Origin of the sequence: Acinetobacter sp. WA-87, from assembly GCF_039938935.1 — a bacterium.
Taxonomy (GTDB): domain Bacteria; phylum Pseudomonadota; class Gammaproteobacteria; order Pseudomonadales; family Moraxellaceae; genus Acinetobacter; species Acinetobacter seifertii.
In genome coordinates this window covers 272946-292346 of sequence record NZ_JBDUVF010000004.1, presented here as the reverse complement: position 1 = coordinate 292346, position 19401 = coordinate 272946, and the positions used below count along the sequence as shown (strand labels likewise).

Sequence of the window (19401 nt, the reverse complement as noted above, 5' to 3'; positions counted from 1 at the left end):
TTTCGTCTGGTTTAACTCAATTCTATTAATCCAATAAGCCAAATGAATCATTAAAATTTGTATTAATTGAATCAATCTTTTACCCCAACAACCCCATGCTGCAACTCGATCTCAACCATATAATTCTTAAATTTAAATTAGAAAATAGACATAAAGGTCTTTATATTACACAATTACTTAAATTTATGCTGCGTACATTTATCAAAACTTTGGATTTTTTTAGATTTTTAATTAAAGTTTAGAGAAATTAATTACTAAAATATGAATACACCCTATCCCATCTAGTAATGTCTAAATACTGTTTTATAAGCCTATGATTCAGTTTTGAATATATAAATTATCCTAATGAGTATATATTTAGATAAACGATTGATTATTTATATAAAATCTATTTTTAGAAATAAGTTCTATTCTTTGAACTTACATACTAATACTATAAGTTTGGCTTTCGATTAACTATTAGCTAATTTGATGCTTTCTTACAAAAAAAGCAGCTGACTCAGTCATAACCTAACTTGTTAAAAATCATCTTTCTATCCCCAACTCAAGGTCGGTTATAAATTATACGGCTAAAAGCCTCTGTCGATTCAAGGCTAAACCCCGTATAATGCTGCCCTTTCTTTAATTTAGCGACTTTTGGGTCTATTGATTATGCAATCACTTCAATCGTTACAACCTCGTATTTCAGTTGCCCCAATGATGGACTGGACTACAAAGGATTACCGATTCTTTGCAAGGTTGTTTAACCCAAACGTTGTGCTGTATACCGAAATGGTAACGACAGGCGCGATTTTATTTGGCGATGCAAAACGCCACTTGGACTATAACGCTCAAGAACACCCGATCGTACTGCAACTCGGTGGTTCAAACCCACAAGAACTTGCCACTTGTACAAAAATGGCTGAAGACTGGGGCTATGACGAAGTCAACCTGAATGTAGGTTGCCCAAGTGACCGTGTACAGAATAATAAAATCGGTGCATGCTTAATGGCAGAACCAGACTTGGTCGCTGAATGTATTCATAGCATGCAAAAAGCGGTGAATATTCCTGTAACGGTAAAGCATCGTATCGGTATTGATGACATACAGTCTTATGAAGAAATGCTGCACTTTGTAGATACTGTTGCGGCAACGGGCTGCACACACTTTGTCGTCCATGCCCGTATTGCAATATTGAAAGGTTTGTCTCCGAAAGAAAACCGCGAAGTACCACCTCTACGCTATGAAGATGTTTACCGTTTAAAGCAAGAACGTCCACATCTAACTATTGAAATTAATGGTGGGATTAAAACTTTTGCTGAAACTCAAGTTCATTTACAGCATGTTGACGGCGTGATGATTGGCCGTGAAGCCTATCACAACCCTTACCTACTTGCTGAGCTCGGCCAACTCTGGAACTTAGAAGCACCAGACCGTTTCGATATTATGGAACAAATGCTGCCTTATATTGAGCAACGTATGGCTGAGGGTGCACCACTCTCTATCATTACCCGTCATATTTTAGGTTTATTTCAAAACTTACCGGGTGCACGTAAATGGCGTCAGGCATTGAGCGGTGGAAATGCGAAAACTTTAGCTGATGTAGAGAATGCAATTCGAAACATGCAAGCTGCCATCATTCGTACTGAAGAATATGTAAAAGAGCATCAGGTTTAAGCGCGCTCAGCGCCCTTAAATTGTAAGAAAATGTGGCATTTTAAATCAGAGACTTAGATTTTGAGTATATTCGCAAATGTCGGCTCAAAATATTCAAATTTAAACTCTGATTAATTATTTAAAATGAATAATATCAAGTAATTAAATTTCACTGATTTCAGCCACCCTTTTAACTAGGCTTTTTTTCTCAGTCAGAAATAAAAACTGGAAAAAAGATACGTTATTACATAACATAAACAAAACTTTTAAGTTTGGGCAATTAGTATCTCTGAACGCCACAGGTAGGTGGTGATTTTCTAAATACGGATATAGGTAGTACGGGTAGAGATTTCACGATGATTATTTATGACGGACAAGTAGCTGATAACTATATGTATCAGGATTCAAATCAGGCAGCGATTGTTGTATCACACAGCACACCAAGCCTTCCTTATCCCTTCACCATGAAACCCAATAATCACCGCACTGAAAGCAACACCCCTCCAGCCATAGATGTAGAAAAATTCGTAGCAAAATTAGAAAGTGTTACCTCTAGACGCAGTAAAGCTCGTTGTGCACGTAGCATTCGTCTTGCACTTGAGTCTGCTGGTGCCGATGTTGAAAACCATCCAATTGCAGCATCTGATTGGGGTGATACCCTGAAAAAGATTGGCTATAAAGAAATTGATCCAGCTTTTGATGAGCCACAAGAAGGCGACATTTACATCATTCATAGAACCCGCAATCACGTTTATGGACATATTGCTGGTTACACAGGCAGTGAATGGGTTTCTGACTTTAAACAAAGCAGTTATGACGTCTATAAAGATGATAGCGTTACTTATACTTACTACAGATTAGGCTAATTCATTTTTAAGATAAAACATTTGATGAATTTGCTCGGCACAGCGTTGAATCATTTCATCATGATCTTTTCTATAGACCAACTGAACTTCTGAAAGTGACAAATAATCTGCCAAAGGTAGTAGCTTGACCTGATGGGGCAATATTTTCTCAAACTCTTGGGGAACAATACTAATTCCCAAATTTGCAGAAACCAATTGTAGCTGCGAAACCTTACGAGACTGAATTGGGGCTTTTTGCGGAGTAAATCCTGCAGCTAGACACAGATTTGCCACCAAATAACTTAAGCCCCCTCTTTCCGCATAAGGTGTAGCTACAAAATGCTCATCTTTTAATTCTTTTAAATAAACCTTTTCTTCTTTAGTAAACTTGGAATGATCAATATGGACAGCTACCATTAAAGGCTCTTCATATAATTTAAGAACATTCATGTCTTCTAAGGTGTGCCGAACGGGCGGCCGAATAAAACCAATATCAATTTCACCATTCATTAAAGCTAGAATTTGATGCTCAGACGACAAAGTATTTATCTCAAAATTTATATGATTGGCTAAGCTAATTTCTTTTAATATATGAATCTTTCTCTCATCCATAATAATACTGCTCGAGTGAGCAATTTTAATCTGGCGATTTTTTCCTTCAGCAATATTCTTAGAAACTCCAATAATTTCATTTAAATAGTGCATATTATTTTTTATTTTTTTATAGAAGACCTCTCCTGCCGTTGTAAGCTTTACTTTCTTATCAGTGCGATCAAATAACTGAAAATCAATTTCTTCTTCTAATAGCTTCATTTGTCGACTTAAAGCAGACTGAGCAATAAAGAGCTTTTCTGAAGCAGCAGTAAAACTCCCTTCTTCTACAATTTTTATAAAATATTGGAATTGTTTTAATGTGAGCATTACCATCTCAAAATTAGATTATTAGGTCTATTTTCTATATTAGATTAGATAGATTGCCTTCGCTAGAATTTTATCAAGACCACTCACTTGATTGAATTATTCATGAAGTATTTTAAAGGTTTCACCATCTTTACTGTCGTTGTTCTACTTTTATGGTGTTTTAAATTTTACGATCAGCAGCTTCCAACACAGCCCAAACACGACACTATAGAGCTATATGATTAAATAGTTTCTCTCAAAAATAAAAGGCATGCACTCGCATAAGCGCATGCCTTTTCAATATTTAAATTAGGCTTTCTTTAAATCGAGCTTTTTCAAAACTTCAGCCACAGCAATCATGGCAAAACTTGAAGTCACCACTACTGCGGAACCATAACCACCACAGCGAAGGCCAGCTGATGGGCAGACGTCTGCACTAGAAAATGGGTTGTCGATAGAATAAATGCAGGTAATACCAAATTTCTCTTTTGGCTTTTTACAGATGCCGCGAGCACGAAGTTGACTACGTAGCTTCGCTAACATTGGGTCTTGTTCTGTTTTTGATAAATCAGCCACACGAATTTTAAGTGGATCAAGCTTACCACCCGCTCCGCCCGACACAATCAAAGGTATTTTGTTAAAACGACAATGCAGCATTAAAGCGAGTTTTGCTTTAACGTCATCGATGCAGTCCAACACAATATCTGGTACAGGGTTTAAAAGCTCTGTGACATTTTCAGGTGTTAAGAAATCATCAATAATATTAACTTTAATACGCGGGTTAATTTGGCGACAACGCTCCGCCATAATTTCAACTTTTTCACAGCCCAGAGTTGATGTCATTGCAGGTAGCTGACGGTTTACATTTGATGCTGCAACCACGTCCATATCTACCAGCGTGATCTCGCCAATACCTGTACGTGCTAAAGCTTCTACCGCCCAACTGCCGACCCCACCAATACCAATCACCATTACATGACTTTTTTCATAGTGCTGGAACGATGAATCACCATAAATTTTGGCTACACCTGCAAAACGGCGGTCATATTCATCTTGTTGGAGATCGGTCATTGCTGCTCTTTGAGGGGATATAAAACACGGGGAGTATTTTACTGCTTTTCAAAACCAAATTGCTACTTGGCACTAGCCAGCTATCTGATTGGTGCCAAAGCCATTCACAGCCTGTCGAGCATCGACAAGATACTGTTTTTGCAAAACGTAAGATACTAATTAATATTGAACAGGTTCTGTGAATGGCAATGGTTTTGCCTACTTTTGCCGAAACAAAAGTAGGGTTATGAGCTACTGCTATTAGAATTTTTTACGGGAGGACCCCGTCGTGATAATTCTTCCAATACCAACCAATAAAAATATTGATTGGTATTAATCTCAAGACAACATTAACCAGCAATCAAATTCCGCAGTACATAATGCAAAATACCACCAGCCTTAAAGTACTCAACCTCATTTAACGTATCAATTCGACATAACACATTAAAATGGCTGGCTACTCCATTTGGCCCTTTCACATCAACTTCTAGAATTTCATGGGGCTGAATACCATCCGATAACCCACGAATCGAGATGACCTCATGACCAGTTAAATTGAGGGACTGTCTGGTTTGTCCATCAACAAACTGGAGTGGCAACACCCCCATACCCACCAAGTTTGAACGGTGAATACGCTCGAAGCTTTCGGCAATCACGGCTTTTACACCTAACAAGTTCGTTCCTTTGGCAGCCCAGTCACGTGAAGAACCTGTTCCGTATTCTTTACCAGCAATAATCACAAGCGGCGTATGCTCTTGTTGATAACGCATTGCTGCATCATAAATGGCAAGCTTCTCACCACTTGGCACATGAATAGTATTACCGCCTTCTTCACCGCCGAGCATTTCGTTTTTAATACGAATGTTGGCAAAGGTACCTCGCATCATGACTTCATGATTACCACGTCGCGAACCATAAGAGTTGAAGTCTTTTGGCTCAACACCTTGCTCTTGTAAATATCGGCCTGCCGGACTGTCTTTTTTGATATTACCTGCTGGCGAAATATGGTCGGTCGTTACCGAGTCACCAAGCACTGCCAAAATACGTGCCTGTTCAATATTCTTAATTGGTTTTGGCGGTTCACCAATTCCTTCAAAGAACGGCGGATGGCGAATATAAGTCGAGTCATCAGCCCATTCGTAAGTTTTACTCTTTGGAATCTGAATCGCTTGCCAACTTTCATCACCATCAAATACTGCAGCATATTCTTTGTGGAACATGTCGGTATTTACTTTTTGCAGCACTTCATCAATTTCTGCCTGACTTGGCCAGATATCTTTTAAGTAAACAGGTTGTCCATCTTTACCTTCCCCGATGGGTTGCGTCGTTAAGTCAGTACGAATATTCCCAACTAAACCGTAAGCAACTACCAAAGGTGGCGAAGCAAGCCAGTTTGTTTTAACTAATGGGTGTACACGCCCTTCAAAGTTACGGTTACCCGAAAGTACTGATGCAACATTCAAATCATGGCATTGAATTGCTTCTTCAACTGGTTCGGGTAGTGGACCTGAGTTACCAATACAGGTTGTACAACCATATCCTACCAAGTTATAGCCCAACTCATCTAAATACGGCGTGAGCCCAGCAGCCAACAAATAGTCCGTCACGACTTTAGAGCCAGGTGCAAGTGAACTTTTTACCCATGGTTTACGCTGCAAGCCTTTTTCAATGGCTTTTTTAGCAAGTAGACCTGCTGCCAGCATGACACTTGGATTAGAAGTATTGGTACATGAAGTAATTGCTGAAATGACGACATCGCCATGATTTAAAGGATACTTTTCTCCATCAATTACACAGGATGGGCTTTCATGCTGAATATTGGATTTGGTCGCTTGTACAGCCGTACCACCGCCGCCTTCATTTTCCAAACGCTCTTTAGCTTCTTTTACAGGCTTTAGATTTAACTCCATTAAGGCATTAAACGTTTTAGGCACTTCTGACAACAGTACACGGTCTTGTGGGCGTTTTGGACCAGCTAGACTTGCCTGAACCGTACTCATATCTAAACTTAACGTATCGGTGAAAACTGGTTCATCGCCAGCATTACGCCATAAGCCTTGAGCTTTGCTGTACGCTTCAACCAATTCAATACGGTCACTTTGACGACCAGTTAATTTCAAATACCCCAAAGTCACTTCATCGATTGGGAAGAAACCACAAGTCGCACCATATTCAGGTGCCATATTGGCAATAGTTGCGCGGTCAGCAAGTGGTAAGTCGGCTAAACCGTCTCCATAAAATTCTACAAATTTACCCACCACACCTTTTTGGCGAAGCATTTGAGTAATAGTGAGCACCAAGTCGGTCGCTGTAATCCCTTCTTGTAATTTACCTGTGAGTTTAAATCCAATAACCTCAGGAATAAGCATAGAAATAGGTTGGCCGAGCATGGCAGCTTCTGCTTCAATACCACCAACGCCCCAACCCAATACACCTAAACCATTAATCATCGTGGTATGCGAGTCTGTACCGACCAAGGTGTCAGGGAAAGCAAAAGTTTGGCCGTTATCTTCACCGAGCCATACTGCTTGAGCTAAATATTCTAAATTGACCTGATGACAAATACCTGTACCCGGAGGCACGACACTAAAGTTATTAAATGCAGATTGTCCCCAACGCAAAAATTGATATCGCTCACCATTACGTTGCATTTCAATTTGAACGTTTTCTTCAAAAGCCTGATCATCGGCAAAATGGTCAACCATCACAGAGTGGTCAATGACTAAGTCTACAGGTGATAACGGATTAATTTTTTCAGGATCACCACCCGCTTGTGCCATTGCTGCACGCATGGCAGCCAAGTCAACCACAGCCGGAACACCAGTAAAATCCTGCATTAAAACCCGTGCAGGTCGGTACTGAATTTCTTGATCTGAACTACGGGTTTTTAACCACTCTGCTAAAGCATGAATGTGTTCTGTTTTAACGCTATGCTGATCTTCAAACCGTAATAAGTTTTCCAACAGTACTTTTAATGATTTCGGCAGTTTGGCAATGTCACCTAGCTTTTTCTCGGCTTGGCTTAAGCTAAAAATCTGATAATTGCTGGAACCTACTGTTAGCGTCTGTAGAGCATTAAAACTATTGATATTGCTATACTTAGCCATTGGGTTATCCTCCCATGTCTGGCAATGTTATTTTTCACGTTTTTACATGTTGTTTTCTTACTTTAAGCTTCTTTTCTAATCGCTGTGTTTTGTTTTAGTTAATATTTTTAATCTTTGATTTTTATTACGATAATTTCAAAGCAGATAGAGAGTTTTTCCACAGTTTTTCGGCTAAATCTGACTCAGCCATATTTAAATTTTCGGCCAAACTTTTGAGTACAAACGGTAAGTTTACAGGAGTATTGCGAGTACGCTGCTCAGCAGAGGTTTGACAGCAAAGCGGTGTCATATCTGGGCAATCTGTTTCTATCACCAAGTGCTCGGCACCTATGGCCTGCACAACCGTATGAAGTTTTTTTGCATTCGGATTAGTAATTTGCCCAGTCACACCAATTTTAAACCCAAGTTTAATTAAGCCTTTCGCTTCTTCTATGCCACCACTAAAAGCATGAGCAATTCCACCCAGTTTAAATTTCTGAGCTTTTAATATTGCGAGTACATCGCCATGTGCTTTTCTAATATGGAGAAGTACTGGTTTTTGATATTGGGTTGCCAGCTCTAACTGATCGGCAAAATATTGTTTTTGCTTCGCATAGATATCAGGGTGCTTATGCTCTTTTAATAAAGTATCTAAACCAATTTCACCTACGGCTACACACTCTTCTTGCCGCAAAATTTGTTCAAGATGAGAAAGATGCTCTGACCTATGCTGCTCAATATAAAATGGATGCAACCCCGGTGCTAAATAAGAAGTCGGTACATTATCCCACTGCTTAAGCTGGTGATGGGTTTGCAATAATTCATCAAAGCGTGACTGCAAAAAGCCAATTAACACCAAAGCATCTACACCCACTTTCTTAGCCTCATGGGCTAACTGTTGCCGATCTTCATCAAAATCGGCAACATCAAAATGGGTATGGGTATCAAACAAATGCATTAGTTAGCACTTTTTGCAACGGGAGCCGAAGCTGGTTTGGCTTTAGGCTGTGGCAAATATTCTTCTTTCAACACATCTTGCAATTGGTCATATGGAATAACTAAACGAGGCAACCCAACGACGTAAGGCCCAATTTCGTACTCACCATATTGAAGAATCAAACCCTGATCACCTAACAAGAAGTTCTCTGTAAGTTTAAATGGCCAAGCTTGTTCATATTCACTCACACTATTGGCAAGCTTTGAGTCAGTCACCCAAGCTTTAAATACTTCATGTGCTAACTTTTCTAAAGCCGCTTTTTTCTGCGGGCGTAATAAGTCTTCAAGTTTGATGTGCTTTTGTTCTTTTAAATCAAAATTATAATATTGCTGTGCTGCCGAACCATGTGCACCACCTAAATAGCTACTGCTATTAACGACAACGGTTACCACTTTACCTTGTGACTGTATAATTTTAGGTTTCACTAAAAGGTTAATTTGATGATTATTACTTAGCGCTTTTAATTCATTGTCTAAGCCAACAAATGAATTTGCATAGCGCTGAACTTCAACATCAAAACTATCTTGTTGGTTAGCAGCAGCAACTGCCGAGGCCTCTGTATTTTTATCAGTTTTTTCTGCTTTTTGATCTGGCTTCGCAATTTCAAGAATCTGACCAAGTGCTTTTAAAACTTGTTGGTCAATAATCTTATCAATGAAAGGATAGTTACTTTGCAGGCGCTCTACTCTAAAGTCTGGGCAAGTTTTACCACTACAGTCTGGCAAAATCACCTTACTAGGAACCGTTTCCCCTTTTAAAGTCAGCTCTACAGGCTTTTGCTCAACCACTGCGGGTTTTTGCTGATCTTCCGATTCTTTAGGATCACTTTTGGGCTGACATGCCACTAAAAATAACGCAGAAGCAAGTAGCGTTAAACGGAACGAGGCCTTAGAAGTTAACATCATATTTTGCCTTTATTCTGAGAAGATTATGCATAACTGATATGAAGTTAGCGCATCTATAAGTAGGTTGCAAATTCTGCTACCAACTTAGAACATTTGTTCATAAACCTCAGGTTGTAATATTTTTTTAGTTTGCTCTGTCGTTAAATAAATATCGAGCTGAGGAGCATCTTTGGTAATCTGATTTGCCTGATAATGCAAACCTACACCTTCACCATCAAAGAACCAGTCTGCTTGTCCCCAATATAAGGTTTTTGGAGCGTCTTTTTTGACGTCAGCGCTTTGCTTTTTGAGCCAGTCTTGATAAGCAGTTTGCACGATTTGATGCACAGTGGTTTGTTGGTCTTTTTGAAGTACATCAAGCAAAGTTAAACTTTTATGCAATTTACGGTCAGCCACAAAAAAATAATAACGATCTTTTATCGTGACTTCTTCCTGTTTACTATCCAAACCTAATTGCAATAAAACATACTGATTACGCTGCGAAGCAATGCGCGTATGAATGTGTAACTCATAGGCACGGTTTTTAGAATATTTATCTTGCCATTCATCAGACTTTTTGACGTAAGCATCTACTGCTTGTTGCAAGCTCAAATCTTTTTTCAAATCAATTTGAGTCTGAATGACTTTCGCCTGATTTTTTTCAATCCAGCTATTTAACCAAGTATCTTGAGTTTTTATCGTTTGAATATCGACATCAATACAGTTTTTCTTTTCACAAAAAGGCACTGCATAATTTGCCTTGGTTTCGGTCAAATTTAAATAAGGTAGTACCTCTGCTTTCTCAGCAGAGTGATCTTTAGCAGAAGCTACATTTTTTTGAGAGGATGATGAGGACTGAGTACCCTTCCAGACAAATGCAGAAATAGCAGAAATTAATGCTATGGCTGCAACTACAAGTGCAATAATTGCTTTTTTACTCAAATTCATTTCATCATCCTTTCTTATTTTTCAAAACAAAACAGCTTCTATTCGAAGCTGTTTGTTATGTTTACATGATTAGTGTTCACGAGTGTTACGGAACTGAATGTCAGGCCAACGCTCTTGCATAATCTGCAAATTCACTCGGCTTGGAGCAAGATACGTTAAGTGACCGCCACCATCAATTGAAAGCTGGTCGTGTGCTTTTTTCTTGAACTCATTAAGAATCTTGTCATCATCACAATGAATCCAACGCACAGTATTTACACTTACTGGCTCGTAAACACAGTCAACTTTATATTCTTCTTTCAAGCGGTAAGCAACGACGTCGAACTGAAGCACACCAACTGCACCCACAATCAAATCATTGCTAATTTGCGGCATAAACACCTGAGTTGCACCTTCTTCAGACAACTCTTTCAAACCTTTTTGCAACTGTTTTGACTTTAATGGATCTTTCAAACGTACACGGCGGAACATTTCTGGCGCGAAGTGTGGAATACCGGTGAAGTGCAAGTTTTCGCCACTAGTGAAAGTATCACCAATCTGAATTGTGCCGTGGTTATGTAAACCAATAATATCACCCGGCCATGCTTCTTCTAAATGCTCACGCTCACCAGCCAAGAAAGTCAATGCATCACTAATGCGGACTTCTTTACCAATACGCACGTGGTTCATTTTCAGGCCTTTCTCGTATTTACCTGAACAAATACGCATGAACGCAATACGGTCACGGTGTTTAGGGTCCATGTTGGCTTGGATTTTAAATACAAAACCAGAGAAACCTTCTTCTTTCGCTTCAACCACACGCTCTTGCGTTGGGTGAGCTTTAGGTTCAGGTGCCCAGTGCATAAATGCATCTAGAACGTGGTCAACACCAAAGTTACCTAATGCTGTACCAAATAGAACAGGTGTTTGTTTACCTTGTAAGAAAAGCTCGCGGTCTAATGGCTCATTTGCCATTTGTACAAGCTCAAGCGACTCTTCAAATGAAGCCCAAGCTAACTCACCTACTTTTTCACGAATATCGGCATGATCATAACCATCACGCACTTCAATATCTGTAATCGTTGAACCAAAACCTGCTTTGTACACATACAATTTATTTTCAAGAATATTGTATACACCAGCAAAGTCACGACCCATACCAAGTGGCCATGTAATTGGTACACAACGAATGTTTAAAACGTTTTCGATTTCGTCTAACAACTCAAGTGGCTCACGAATTTCGCGGTCCATTTTGTTGACGAAAGAAATAATTGGTGTGTCACGCATACGACACACTTCCATCAATTTGATGGTACGCTCTTCGACACCTTTTGCACCGTCAATTACCATGAGTGCAGAGTCAACCGCGGTAAGCGTACGATAAGTATCTTCCGAGAAGTCTTCGTGCCCCGGTGTATCGAGTAAGTTAATCGTGTGACCTTTATATGGGAACTGCATAACAGACGTGGTGATCGAAATACCACGTTCTTTTTCCATTTCCATCCAGTCAGATGTAGCTGCACGGTCAGATTTACGGCTTTTTACCATCCCTGCAACCTGAATCGCTTTACCCCATAACAACAGTTTTTCTGTCATGGTGGTTTTACCGGCATCGGGGTGGGAAATAATAGCAAATGTGCGTCGTTGAGCGACCTGTGCCGCTAACTCATCTTTAAAACTCATGAAATACACCTACTGCGGAGATTGCAGTGCCAAAGATCTAAAGTCGATCAAAATAAAAATTGGCGTAATTGTAGCAGATTTATAGGTACTGTTTAGAGATTGTTGAGTTGTCTGCCCGTGTTTTCATGTCAGGAATATTTTTCGTGAAGCCCTAAAGAACTCATGGCATTCACCATTAAAAAAGCCTGTTCAATATAAACAGGCTTTTTATGAATAAACTTAGAAGCTTATGCCAATTTCTTTTCTTCAATAAATTGAACATCGGCAATTTGGGCATCCCAAAATTCAGTCCACAATGCACAATAATCAAGACATAGTTTGGTTAAACTTTCATAGTCACTTGGAGTAATCGCTTGTGCTAATGCAAACCACAAGTCATCTTGATGGTCATCATCAGCAGCTTCAGCCGTTTCATCTGTTGAAACACCATGTACGTGATAATAACCCCCACCCTCAACATCAATATTTACAAACTTGGTTGCTTGTCTTAATGGCGGGCTAAAAAGAATGACTTCTTCTTCTGCTACGGCCAATAAAGCCACAACTTTCATATAGCTATCATAAGAATCTTCTAAGAATGTTCTTACCTGATCTGAAATTTTAGAAGGTTTATAATTACGGCGGTCTGCCTCAGTCAAACCATAATCATTTAATAAATCTTCATATAAAGGATAATGTGCATATTCAGGGTTCCCTAAATAATAATTATCTTTACCTAAACCCGGTCTAAAACCGAATTCATCCAATATATTTAAGCTTAATAACACCCTAGGAAACATTTTAGCGCCAGAGTGAAGCTTTGGTTCCAACTGCTTCGTGAGAAACTGTGCCTGTAATAAAGCATCAGTAAAAATTTGTACGATGGCATGACGATATTCTAAATGAATACGTGTCAGGGTTTGTTTATCAAGATAACCGTTATTTAATATTTCAATGGCTGGATGATGACTTACTGGTAAATGTGCAATTCTATTCCTTAACTGTTTGAGAAATTGTAAGTTTTCTTCCCACTGTTGGGCAGAAATACTGTTTTTCATACCTTGTAATGCTTTTTGTCTTGGATTATCAAAGTCTTCAAATTTTTTTGACATAATCATTCTCAATAAAAAGTTTTTCTTATAGTTAAGCTGTGGGTCATCCCTCTATTTCCATTTTGCACTCATTTGCTAAAAGGATAAATTCCGTATACCCATACTTAACGATCCGATATTATGTTCATTATCTCAACAAATCAATGGATTAATTAATATTATTTAAAAAAGTAAACTATTGCCAATAAAATATAAAAATTCACAATTTTTAAAATAAACCAAACTATTGAATAAATATGATTTTTTAAATATCATAAAATAAGTTTTATTTAAGCTTTCATACTTTACAATAGCAAAGTTAATCAAAAAATATCTATGACGGGGCAACCAATGTCAAAAAGAGAAACGATTATAACAACAGCAATGACCCTTTTTAATCAAAAAAGTTATACCTCTATTGGTATTGACAAAATTATTGCTGAATCCAATGTTGCAAAAATGACGTTCTATAAGTACTTCTCTTCTAAAGAGATTTTAATTGAAGAATGTCTTCAACGACGGATTTTAGAGGTTCAGGCGTCTTTATTAGACAAAGTTAACAGTGTAAACAACCCATTAAATAAACTTAAAAGTGTTTTTAATTGGTATATAGACTGGATTAATACTGAAGATTTTAATGGATGCTTATTTAAAAAAGCGACCATTGAAGTACTACAAATGTATCCATCTGTTAAAGTTCAAGTTAATAAATACCGAAACTGGATTTACCATGTAGTTTTTGAAATATTTTCAGATTTAGAAATTGAAGATCCAAAAGTTCTAAGTAGCCTTTTTCTTAATATTATAGATGGACTTATTATTGATGCCACCATTAATAAGCCAGAAATTAACCCTGAAGAAACATGGTCTTATATAAACAAACTAATTGAACTCGAAACAACTCTGAGATGTGCAGCTGCTTAAATAAACTTAATAATTTAGTTTATTTATATAAGCAGACTTGCTTCTTCTCTTAATCAATATAAATTAGGCCGATATGTACTCGCTACATAACGGCCTTAACTTTATATAACTTTAATCCTTTAAATATTCCTCAATAAAAATATAGTGTTAGGTAAGCTTATTTATTTAAATTAATTAATCACACATAAAAATACTCTTTAAAATATACACCAGTAACATATCTCGCGTATCTCCCCTGTTTGCATCGAGTAATTGCATAATCGCCCCATCCATTACAAACAAAAACATATAAGCATCTTGTTGGGTGGCTTCTTTCTTTAGGGTTAAAAGCAAATTACAGATTTCCTTAATGAGCCAATATCTATACTGCACCACCACTTGATAAGCTGTTGGGTAGATTTTTTCAATTTCAAAAATAGCTCTAAATAATAAGTAATAGTTGCCATTTAAATTGGTATGTAAAAAGAAAATCTTCTTGAGCTTTTCACGTAATGCTAAATCTTTTTGTATGTAAATGATTGAGTGTACTTGCTCTTTTAAGGCATCTTTTTGAAAGTTTAGGCACATTTCAACCAACCGCTGTTTAGAGTGGAAATAGTTATAAAATGAGGCTTTCGGGACCTCTGCCTCTCTCGCAAGTCGATCGACACCGACGTTGTGAAAACCATGTTGACTAAAAAGATAGCGAGACTTATGCAGCGCACTTAACGCGCGAAATGAGAGATCTGAATATGGCATATATATACCGTTATAAATTAATTTGTTGTTGTGTCTAAATGAGAGAAAACGGCTGCAACTTTTGCTTTAGGCAAAAAAGCATGCAAAGGCCCCAAAGATGGCCCTAACGCATCTCAAGTTTTATTGTTCATATGATTTTTTAGTCGTGACGAACTAAAGTCTGAAAACTCAAAAGTAATCAAACCCTGTTAAAGACTAATCTGGTGGTATAAAAAAAGTATGCATAGCCAACTCCTTATATTTGGAGTTCTGCCAAAGCATGAATTTAGAATTATGGTGGCAGAACGAAAGAGGGTTCGCAGACTAGTCACACAACTAGCACACCCGAAGGTGTCCCTCTCCCGTCCTACCGCTACGAGAGGGGACGAGTGTACACACAAAACTATTCCTCAGATGAAATAGCTCTGATGCGGTGTGAAACGGTCTGCGACAACCGGCTGGCAATGTAGGCCAGCAGGCAAAGGATAATCTGAGAGTTTAGAAGTGTCAATGTGGAATTTATGCCAAGATTTTAAATTTCTTATTGTTTTTCATTAGATTAACTAAATTATTATTTTAGATATTATATAAATATAAAAACCATATTGTTTTTAATCGCTATATTTATAAAGTATTTTAGGCGGCAGAATGAAAGAGGGTTAACAGACTAGTACGACTCTAGCACACCTAAAGGTGTCCCTCTTTCATTCAGCCATCAATAAAGTAGACCATTACTTTAAAAGTATGTGCCTCTACTAAACTTTAAGAAGACTTAATCAACAAATCAGTTATATAGCTCAACCTACAAATGATGGCGGCAGAACGAAAGCGGGTTGACAGACTGGTGAAAGACATTACCAGTACACCCAAAGATGTCCCTCTTTCATTCAACCATCAATAAAGTAGACCATTACTTTAAAAGTATGTGCCTCTGCTGAACTTTAACAAGACTTGATTAATGAATTAGCTGTATAGCTCAAACGTGAAAAAGATAGACCGAGATATTAAAACTGTCAACCATAAAAAATCGCTTAAGCTATTAAATTTATTTAATTTTTTAATTAATCTAAAATGTATTTTTAGATATTCTATAAATATAAATTTTACTTCCGTCTAAAACACCTAAACAAAATGAGCGCCTTGTGACTGGATCAGTTGCCCTACATTTACAGGCATACCCAACAAATAACCTTGGAACTGCTGACAGCCTAAACGCGTTAAAATTTCAACTTGCTGCTGAGTTTCTACCCCTTCGGCTGTTACGGTTAAACCTAACTTTTTCGCCAAGTGAATAATACTTTCTAAAATGACTTCTTCTTTTGAACCCGGTTTTAAATCGACAATAAAACCACGGTCAATTTTAAGCTCATCGACTGGTAAGTCTTTTAAATATAAGAAGCTTGAATGCCCTGTTCCAAAGTCATCAATGGCCACTCGAATACCCATATCACGTAGTCGCTCACAAGCACGAATGCTTAAGTCGATATGTCGCATTGCTGTTGATTCAGTAATTTCAACAGTAAGGTGATGAGGCTTAATTTGGTATTTTTTTAACAGGCTTTCGAGGGTACTAAAGAGCTTTTTATTTTCAAACTGTAAGGCCGATAAATTGACTGCAACTGGATAAAAATGAGTATTATTGCGTTCCCATTCCTGAATTTGCTGGCAAGCTTGTTCAAGCGCCCAATATCCCATTGGAATAATTAAACCTGTCTTTTCTGCACCGCCAATAAACATGTGTGGCGTAAGCATACCCAACGTTGGATGGTTCCAGCGAATAAGCGCTTCTACCCCACAAATTTCAAGATTGGTATTAAACTTCGGCTGGTAATAAAGAACAAATTGCTTTTCGTCGACTGCTTTATATAAATCGTTGATTAGTTTTGACTGACTTCTTGTTTCTTGTTGATGAGTAGAATAACTAAAGACGGTATAAGTGTTGCGGCCTTGCTCTTTAGACATCAGCATTGCTGCATCGGCATTCATAAGTAAGTCTTGAACATTTTGCCCATGTTCAGGAAACAGTGCGATACCAAGACTCGCTGAAATGTTAATTTCTTTACCGGAAATTTGATAACTTTCTTGAATGAGCTGCAATACTTTTTCAGCTAAATATACAGCTCCATCAGTATCGGTATTTTCAGCTATTAATAAAAACTCATCACCACCAATTCTTAGCAACTTGCATTTTTCACTAAGTTGCCAATGTAAACGGTTCGCCATCTGAATAAGGAGTTGATCTCCAATATGATGACCAAACGCATCATTTACCGATTTAAAACGATCTAAATCTATATAAAGAAAAGCAATTTTTTGGTCTTTATAACGATGGTCTGAAAGGAGAACTTCGGCGTAGTCAACTAAATATAGTCTGTTTGGTAGCTTAGTTAGATTATCTTGAATGGAGAGATTTGCGAGTTCTTTATTGGCTTTTCGGAGTTCTAAATTGCGCTGATTGAGTCGTTGTTCCAGTACAGCAACGATAAAACTCGCGACCAGAACCAAGCAGGTGACTAAAATAATGGTAAACAGCAGCAAATCATGTTCAGCCTGATATTGGCTTACAAATTTATCGGTAATATTTGTCGCAATAAGTGCCGTATAGTGCATTCCCATAATGCTTAAAGTCATCATGACTGCGAAAGCTAGTTTTAAACTTACGCGATTACGGTCACTTTCTTTTAACTTATAGGCTAGCAAGAAAGCCAAGCCTGAGCCACTCATGGCAATTAATACAGAAAATAGAATTAAGAATGAGGTGTAATCTTTCTTATAAAGATCGATACTCCAACCCAACATACTCACATAGTACGAAGCGGAAATACCAATTCCCATAATGACTGAACTTAAAATCAGTCTCACTAAAGGTAAGGTATAGCGAGAAGTCAGCCAAATTGAGATACACGAAAGTAAGGCACTAATACCGTAAGAAAGTGTAATTAATGGAACATTCGAGGCTGAAGTTTCAAATATGTGGTAAGCATTCATACCAACAATATGGACAATACTAATGGCTGCTCCGAGCAATAAACCATTCAGTATTAAAATAAGAGGCTCAACTTTTCTATAAGCTTGCTTAAATATTAACTGCTCCATGGAAATCACAATATAGCAAATAACGCCAGCCGCAATAAAAGAGCCGACGATCAATGTGCTATCGTAATCAACATGACCCATACTGGACTTCCATGATTATTCAATACTTTTTTTTATTTTGTTCAATTCATTGCACAAAATACAATTAAACACGTTAAAGAAATATTAGTAAATTTGACTTTTTTAGTCAGTTATAAACAATAACATTATCTAACATTTGGTCAAGTATTTTTTACTTTAGAAATCAATAAACTAAACAAAAATTAAGCATCCAATTATATGAAAAATATAGGATTTCTTGAGTCTAGGTCAGCTGACCTTAATGATGATTTTTTAAGCTTGGTTTTTAGCTGAATTAAAATAAAAAACCCTGCATTAAGCAGGGTTTTTAGAAACACTAGAAAAGAGACTTAGTTTTTCTCTTTATCTACGATCTTGTTCGCTTGAATCCAAGGTATGAACGAGGACTAGCAGAGCACCGCTCTGCCCGAGTGCAAGAGCGAAGTTTTACTTCGCTAACGCACTTTTAAAGCTAAAGAAAAAACTTAGTTTTTCTCTTTATCTACGATTTTGTTTGCTTGAATCCAAGGCATCATCGCACGTAACTTATTACCAGTTACTTCAATACCATGTGCAGCATTTTGACGACGACGAGCTGTCATAGATGGGTAGTTCAACGCACCTTCTTGAATGAACATCTTCGCGTATTCACCAGATTGAATACGTTTTAATGCATTACGCATTGCTTCACGAGATTGTTCGTTAATTACTTCAACGCCAGTTACGTATTCACCATATTCAGCGTTGTTAGACACTGAGTAGTTCATGTCAGCGATACCGCCTTCGAACATCAAGTCAACGATTAACTTAAGTTCGTGTAAGCACTCGAAGTAAGCCATTTCAGGAGCATAACCAGCTTCAACTAAAGTTTCGAAGCCCATTTTAACAAGTTCAACTGCACCACCACAAAGAACTGCTTGCTCACCGAATAAGTCAGTTTCAGTTTCTTCACGGAATGAAGTTTCGATAATACCTGTACGACCACCACCTACGCCAGAAGCGTAAGAAAGTGCAACGTTACGCGCATTACCAGAAGCATCTTGGTGAATTGCGATTAAGTCAGGAACACCTGAACCACGTTGGAATTCTGAACGTACTGTGTGACCAGGAGCTTTAGGCGCAACCATGATTACGTCTAAGTCTTTACGTGGAACAACTTGGTTATATAGAACAGAGAAACCATGAGCAAATGCTAAAGTCGCGCCTTCTTTGATGTTTGGCTCAATCACGTCACGGTAAAGTTGTGATTGGAATTCATCTGGAGTCAAAATCATTACGAGGTCAGCTTGCTTAACTGCTGCTGGAACTTCAGCAACTTTAAGACCCGCATTTTCAGCTTTCTTCCAAGAAGCTGAACCAGCACGTAAACCTACAGTTACGTCTACGCCTGAGTCTTTAAGGTTAAGTGCATGTGCATGACCTTGAGAACCGTAACCAATAATCGCTACTTTCTTGCCTTGGATGATTGATAAGTCACAGTCTTTGTCGTAAAAAATTTGCATTTGTGTTCTCCGCTAAAATACTTTT

General features: G+C 38.0%; 15 protein-coding genes. 4 read left to right on the top strand and 11 right to left on the bottom strand.

Going from position 1 to position 19401, the window contains the following annotated elements:
• Positions 1–651: 651 nt before the first annotated feature.
• The gene (gene dusA, locus ABFY81_RS13825; RefSeq protein WP_347913985.1) at positions 652–1656 is read left to right on the top strand and encodes a tRNA dihydrouridine(20/20a) synthase DusA; all 1005 of its coding nucleotides are present in this window, start codon (positions 652–654) and stop codon (positions 1654–1656) included.
• A gap of 335 nt (positions 1657–1991) precedes the next feature.
• Positions 1992–2501, top strand: coding sequence for a hypothetical protein (locus tag ABFY81_RS13820; RefSeq protein WP_004698691.1), 510 nt, complete (start codon positions 1992–1994; stop codon positions 2499–2501).
• Here ABFY81_RS13820 and ABFY81_RS13815 read toward each other — a convergent pair.
• Positions 2493–3407 (bottom strand): LysR family transcriptional regulator, encoded by a 915-nt coding sequence (locus ABFY81_RS13815; protein ID WP_347913984.1) that lies wholly within the window; start codon positions 3405–3407, stop codon positions 2493–2495. The genes ABFY81_RS13820 and ABFY81_RS13815 overlap by 9 nt on opposite strands.
• A gap of 96 nt (positions 3408–3503) precedes the next feature.
• On the opposite strand from ABFY81_RS13815, the gene ABFY81_RS13810 reads away from it, so the two are divergent.
• Positions 3504–3626 (top strand): hypothetical protein, encoded by a 123-nt coding sequence (locus tag ABFY81_RS13810; protein ID WP_077162730.1) that lies wholly within the window; start codon positions 3504–3506, stop codon positions 3624–3626.
• A 63-nt stretch (positions 3627–3689) separates the two neighbouring features.
• On the opposite strand, the gene ABFY81_RS13805 is transcribed toward ABFY81_RS13810, so the two are convergent.
• From ABFY81_RS13805 to ABFY81_RS13775, 7 genes are all read right to left on the bottom strand, one after another.
• A complete protein-coding gene (locus tag ABFY81_RS13805) occupies positions 3690–4451 on the bottom strand; it encodes a tRNA threonylcarbamoyladenosine dehydratase (RefSeq protein ID WP_004883258.1) in 762 nt (253 codons plus the stop codon).
• A gap of 329 nt (positions 4452–4780) precedes the next feature.
• Positions 4781–7537 (bottom strand): aconitate hydratase AcnA, encoded by a 2757-nt coding sequence (gene acnA, locus ABFY81_RS13800; RefSeq protein ID WP_191000724.1) that lies wholly within the window; start codon positions 7535–7537, stop codon positions 4781–4783.
• Between the two features lie 124 nt (positions 7538–7661).
• A complete protein-coding gene (locus ABFY81_RS13795; protein ID WP_347913983.1) occupies positions 7662–8474 on the bottom strand; it encodes a TatD family hydrolase in 813 nt (270 codons plus the stop codon).
• Positions 8474–9415, bottom strand: a complete 942-nt coding sequence (locus ABFY81_RS13790) for an RsiV family protein (RefSeq protein ID WP_151761230.1) — start codon at positions 9413–9415, stop codon at positions 8474–8476. Before ABFY81_RS13790 ends, ABFY81_RS13795 begins: the two co-directional genes overlap by 1 nt.
• Before the next feature lie 87 nt (positions 9416–9502).
• Entirely contained in the window at positions 9503–10345 is an 843-nt protein-coding gene (locus tag ABFY81_RS13785; protein WP_049065592.1) for a hypothetical protein, read from the bottom strand.
• Between the two features lie 69 nt (positions 10346–10414).
• Positions 10415–12007 carry a peptide chain release factor 3 gene (locus ABFY81_RS13780; protein ID WP_004698705.1) on the bottom strand — a complete coding sequence of 531 codons (1593 nt, stop codon included), beginning with the start codon at positions 12005–12007 and terminating at the stop codon, positions 10415–10417.
• 227 nt (positions 12008–12234) lie between these two features.
• Entirely contained in the window at positions 12235–13098 is an 864-nt protein-coding gene (locus tag ABFY81_RS13775; RefSeq protein WP_004698707.1) for a hypothetical protein, read from the bottom strand.
• Positions 13099–13428: 330 nt separating this feature from the next.
• Between ABFY81_RS13775 and ABFY81_RS13770 the strand changes: the two genes are divergently transcribed.
• Positions 13429–14001 (top strand): TetR/AcrR family transcriptional regulator, encoded by a 573-nt coding sequence (locus tag ABFY81_RS13770; RefSeq protein ID WP_240061964.1) that lies wholly within the window; start codon positions 13429–13431, stop codon positions 13999–14001.
• Between the two features lie 174 nt (positions 14002–14175).
• Here the strand turns inward: ABFY81_RS13770 and ABFY81_RS13765 are convergent, their stop codons facing one another.
• The 3 genes from ABFY81_RS13765 to ilvC all read right to left on the bottom strand — a co-directional run bounded on the left by ABFY81_RS13765 (position 14176) and on the right by ilvC (position 19376).
• Positions 14176–14739, bottom strand: a complete 564-nt coding sequence (locus ABFY81_RS13765; RefSeq protein ID WP_347913981.1) for a helix-turn-helix domain-containing protein — start codon at positions 14737–14739, stop codon at positions 14176–14178.
• 1101 nt (positions 14740–15840) lie between these two features.
• Positions 15841–17895 carry an EAL domain-containing protein gene (locus ABFY81_RS13760; RefSeq protein ID WP_347913980.1) on the bottom strand — a complete coding sequence of 685 codons (2055 nt, stop codon included), beginning with the start codon at positions 17893–17895 and terminating at the stop codon, positions 15841–15843.
• A 464-nt stretch (positions 17896–18359) separates the two neighbouring features.
• The gene (gene ilvC / locus ABFY81_RS13755; protein WP_004698717.1) at positions 18360–19376 is read right to left on the bottom strand and encodes a ketol-acid reductoisomerase; all 1017 of its coding nucleotides are present in this window, start codon (positions 19374–19376) and stop codon (positions 18360–18362) included.
• Positions 19377–19401: the final 25 nt, after the last annotated feature.

What these genes read in the sequence shown, in the direction of transcription:
- dusA (WP_347913985.1), top strand. Translation starts at nt 652, where the DNA reads ATGCAATCACTTCAATCGTTACAACCTCGTATTTCAGTTGCCCCAATG.
- ABFY81_RS13820 (WP_004698691.1), top strand. Translation starts at nt 1,992, where the DNA reads ATGATTATTTATGACGGACAAGTAGCTGATAACTATATGTATCAGGAT.
- ABFY81_RS13815 (WP_347913984.1), bottom strand. Translation starts at nt 3,407, where the DNA reads ATGGTAATGCTCACATTAAAACAATTCCAATATTTTATAAAAATTGTA.
- ABFY81_RS13810 (WP_077162730.1), top strand. Translation starts at nt 3,504, where the DNA reads ATGAAGTATTTTAAAGGTTTCACCATCTTTACTGTCGTTGTTCTACTT.
- ABFY81_RS13805 (WP_004883258.1), bottom strand. Translation starts at nt 4,451, where the DNA reads ATGACCGATCTCCAACAAGATGAATATGACCGCCGTTTTGCAGGTGTA.
- acnA (WP_191000724.1), bottom strand. Translation starts at nt 7,537, where the DNA reads ATGGCTAAGTATAGCAATATCAATAGTTTTAATGCTCTACAGACGCTA.
- ABFY81_RS13795 (WP_347913983.1), bottom strand. Translation starts at nt 8,474, where the DNA reads ATGCATTTGTTTGATACCCATACCCATTTTGATGTTGCCGATTTTGAT.
- ABFY81_RS13790 (WP_151761230.1), bottom strand. Translation starts at nt 9,415, where the DNA reads ATGTTAACTTCTAAGGCCTCGTTCCGTTTAACGCTACTTGCTTCTGCG.
- ABFY81_RS13785 (WP_049065592.1), bottom strand. Translation starts at nt 10,345, where the DNA reads ATGAATTTGAGTAAAAAAGCAATTATTGCACTTGTAGTTGCAGCCATA.
- ABFY81_RS13780 (WP_004698705.1), bottom strand. Translation starts at nt 12,007, where the DNA reads ATGAGTTTTAAAGATGAGTTAGCGGCACAGGTCGCTCAACGACGCACA.
- ABFY81_RS13775 (WP_004698707.1), bottom strand. Translation starts at nt 13,098, where the DNA reads ATGTCAAAAAAATTTGAAGACTTTGATAATCCAAGACAAAAAGCATTA.
- ABFY81_RS13770 (WP_240061964.1), top strand. Translation starts at nt 13,429, where the DNA reads ATGTCAAAAAGAGAAACGATTATAACAACAGCAATGACCCTTTTTAAT.
- ABFY81_RS13765 (WP_347913981.1), bottom strand. Translation starts at nt 14,739, where the DNA reads ATGCCATATTCAGATCTCTCATTTCGCGCGTTAAGTGCGCTGCATAAG.
- ABFY81_RS13760 (WP_347913980.1), bottom strand. Translation starts at nt 17,895, where the DNA reads ATGGGTCATGTTGATTACGATAGCACATTGATCGTCGGCTCTTTTATT.
- ilvC (WP_004698717.1), bottom strand. Translation starts at nt 19,376, where the DNA reads ATGCAAATTTTTTACGACAAAGACTGTGACTTATCAATCATCCAAGGC.